Annotated in this window: 2 protein-coding genes and 2 pseudogenes; 2 read left to right on the forward strand and 2 right to left on the reverse strand. The window is 52.5% G+C overall.

From position 1 onward, the window contains the following. Positions 1 to 266 precede the first annotated feature (266 nt). Both EAE93_RS23585 and aadA1 read left to right on the forward strand, forming a co-directional pair. Positions 267 to 438 (forward strand): annotated as a pseudogene (locus tag EAE93_RS23585) (hypothetical protein); the annotation flags it as partial. A gap of 498 nt (positions 439 to 936) precedes the next feature. Beyond that, the gene (gene aadA1 / locus EAE93_RS23590) at positions 937 to 1,728 is read left to right on the forward strand and encodes an ANT(3'')-Ia family aminoglycoside nucleotidyltransferase AadA1 (protein WP_001206316.1); all 792 of its coding nucleotides are present in this window, start codon (positions 937 to 939) and stop codon (positions 1,726 to 1,728) included. Between the two features lie 383 nt (positions 1,729 to 2,111). Here the strand turns inward: aadA1 and EAE93_RS25770 are convergent. After that, positions 2,112 to 2,237, reverse strand: a pseudogene (locus EAE93_RS25770) (replication initiation protein); the annotation flags it as partial. Positions 2,238 to 2,562: 325 nt separating this feature from the next. Continuing rightward, positions 2,563 to 2,765 (reverse strand): hypothetical protein (locus EAE93_RS23595; RefSeq protein WP_214040701.1); only part of this gene is annotated, 203 nt, incomplete at its 5' end.

The following is a 2,765-nucleotide window of genomic DNA, read 5'->3' on the forward strand; positions in this document are numbered from 1 at the left end:
CACAGCAGTTTTTCCCTCCACACCTCCCAGAGATACTTTCAGGGTGGCTAAACTTGGCTAAAGGCTTCCGGACCAACCCTTGTTTCTTTATGGTGCTTGTGTCCTGACAACCGCGTAAGGCATGGAAATTCAGCTATTTATCCGATCGTTTATATGGGCGTGCGGCCGCGATATCCTGCAGATGCATCCAGTACTAGTATGGCCCGGGGGATCCGGCGCGCCTAGGCCTTGACGGCCTTCACTCAATTCGCCCTATAGTGAGTCGTATTACGTCGCGCTCACTGGCCGTCGTTTTACAACGTCGTGACTGGGAAAACCCTGGCGTTACCCAACTTAATCGCCTTGCAGCACATCCCCCTTTCGCCAGCTGGCGTAATAGCGAAGAGGCCCGCACCGAAACGCCCTTCCCAACAGTTGCGCAGCCTGAATGGCGAATGGGAGCGCCCTGTAGCGGCCACTCAACCCTATCTCGGTCTATTCTTTTGATTTATAAGGGATTTTGCCGATTTCGGCCTATTGGTTAAAAAATGAGCTGATTTAACAAAAATTTAACGCGAATTTTAACAAAATATTAACGCTTACAATTTAGGTGGCACTTTTCGGGGAAATGTGCGCGGAACCCCTATTTGTTTATTTTTCTAAATACATTCAAATATGTATCCGCTCATGAGACAATAACCCTGATAAATGCTTCAATAATATTGAAAAAGGAAGAGTATGCGTAGCCGTAATTGGAGCCGTACCCTGACCGAACGTAGCGGCGGTAATGGTGCGGTGGCGGTGTTTATGGCGTGCTATGATTGCTTTTTTGGCGTGCAGAGCATGCCGCGTGCGAGCAAACAGCAGGCGCGTTATGCGGTGGGCCGTTGCCTGATGCTGTGGAGCAGCAACGATGTGACCCAGCAGGGCAGCCGTCCGAAAACCAAACTGAACATTATGCGTGAAGCGGTGATTGCGGAAGTGAGCACCCAGCTGTCTGAAGTGGTGGGCGTGATTGAACGTCATCTGGAACCGACCCTGCTGGCCGTGCATCTGTATGGCAGCGCGGTGGATGGCGGCCTGAAACCGCATAGCGATATTGATCTGCTGGTGACCGTGACCGTGCGTCTGGATGAAACCACCCGTCGTGCGCTGATTAACGATCTGCTGGAAACCAGCGCGAGCCCGGGTGAAAGCGAAATTCTGCGTGCGGTGGAAGTGACCATCGTGGTGCATGATGACATTATTCCGTGGCGTTATCCGGCGAAACGTGAGCTGCAGTTTGGCGAATGGCAGCGTAACGATATTCTGGCCGGCATTTTTGAACCGGCGACCATTGATATCGATCTGGCCATTCTGCTGACCAAAGCGCGTGAACATAGCGTGGCGCTGGTTGGTCCGGCAGCGGAAGAACTGTTTGATCCGGTGCCGGAACAGGACCTGTTTGAAGCGCTGAACGAAACCCTGACCCTGTGGAACAGCCCGCCGGATTGGGCGGGTGATGAACGCAACGTGGTGCTGACCCTGAGCCGTATTTGGTATAGCGCGGTGACCGGCAAAATTGCGCCGAAAGATGTGGCGGCGGATTGGGCCATGGAACGTCTGCCGGCGCAGTATCAGCCGGTGATTCTGGAAGCGCGTCAGGCGTATCTGGGCCAGGAAGAAGATCGTCTGGCCAGCCGTGCGGATCAGCTGGAAGAATTTGTGCATTACGTGAAAGGCGAAATTACCAAAGTGGTGGGTAAATAATAACTGTCAGACCAAGTTTACTCATATATACTTTAGATTGATTTAAAACTTCATTTTTAATTTAAAAGGATCTAGGTGAAGATCCTTTTTGATAATCTCATGACCAAAATCCCTTAACGTGAGTTTTCGTTCCACTGAGCGTCAGACCCCGTAGAAAAGATCAAAGGATCTTCTTGAGATCCTTTTTTTCTGCGCGTAATCTGCTGCTTGCAAACAAAAAAACCACCGCTACCAGCGGTGGTTTGTTTGCCGGATCAAGAGCTACCAACTCTTTTTCCGAAGGTAACTGGCTTCAGCAGAGCGCAGATACCAAATACTGTTCTTCTAGTGTAGCCGTAGTTAGGCCACCACTTCAAGAACTCTGTAGCACCGCCTACATACCTCGCTCTGCTAATCCTGTTACCAGTGGCTGCTGCCAGTGGCGATAAGTCGTGTCTTACCGGGTTGGACTCAAGACGATAGTTACCGGATAAGGCGCAGCGGTCGGGCTGAACGGGGGGTTCGTGCACACAGCCCAGCTTGGAGCGAACGACCTACACCGAACTGAGATACCTACAGCGTGAGCTATGAGAAAGCGCCACGCTTCCCGAAGGGAGAAAGGCGGACAGGTATCCGGTAAGCGGCAGGGTCGGAACAGGAGAGCGCACGAGGGAGCTTCCAGGGGGAAACGCCTGGTATCTTTATAGTCCTGTCGGGTTTCGCCACCTCTGACTTGAGCGTCGATTTTTGTGATGCTCGTCAGGGGGGCGGAGCCTATGGAAAAACGCCAGCAACGCGGCCTTTTTACGGTTCCTGGCCTTTTGCTGGCCTTTTGCTCATTAGGCACCCCAGGCTTTACCCGAACGACCGAGCGCAGCGAGTCAGTGAGCGAGGAAGCGGAGAGCGCCCAATACGCAAGGAAACAGCTATGACCATGTTAATGCAGCTGGCACGACAGGTTTCCCGACTGGAAAGCGGGCAGTGAAGTGAAGGCCCATGAGGCCAGTTAATTAAGCGGCCGCGATATCCTGCAGATGCATCCAGTACTAGTATGGCCC

The organism is Photorhabdus akhurstii (assembly GCF_018448925.1).
In the GTDB taxonomy this organism is placed as follows: domain Bacteria; phylum Pseudomonadota; class Gammaproteobacteria; order Enterobacterales; family Enterobacteriaceae; genus Photorhabdus; species Photorhabdus akhurstii.

Coding starts and splice junctions, on each gene's coding strand:
- aadA1 (WP_001206316.1), top strand. CDS start 937: ATGCGTGAAGCGGTGATTGCGGAAGTGAGCACCCAGCTGTCTGAAGTG.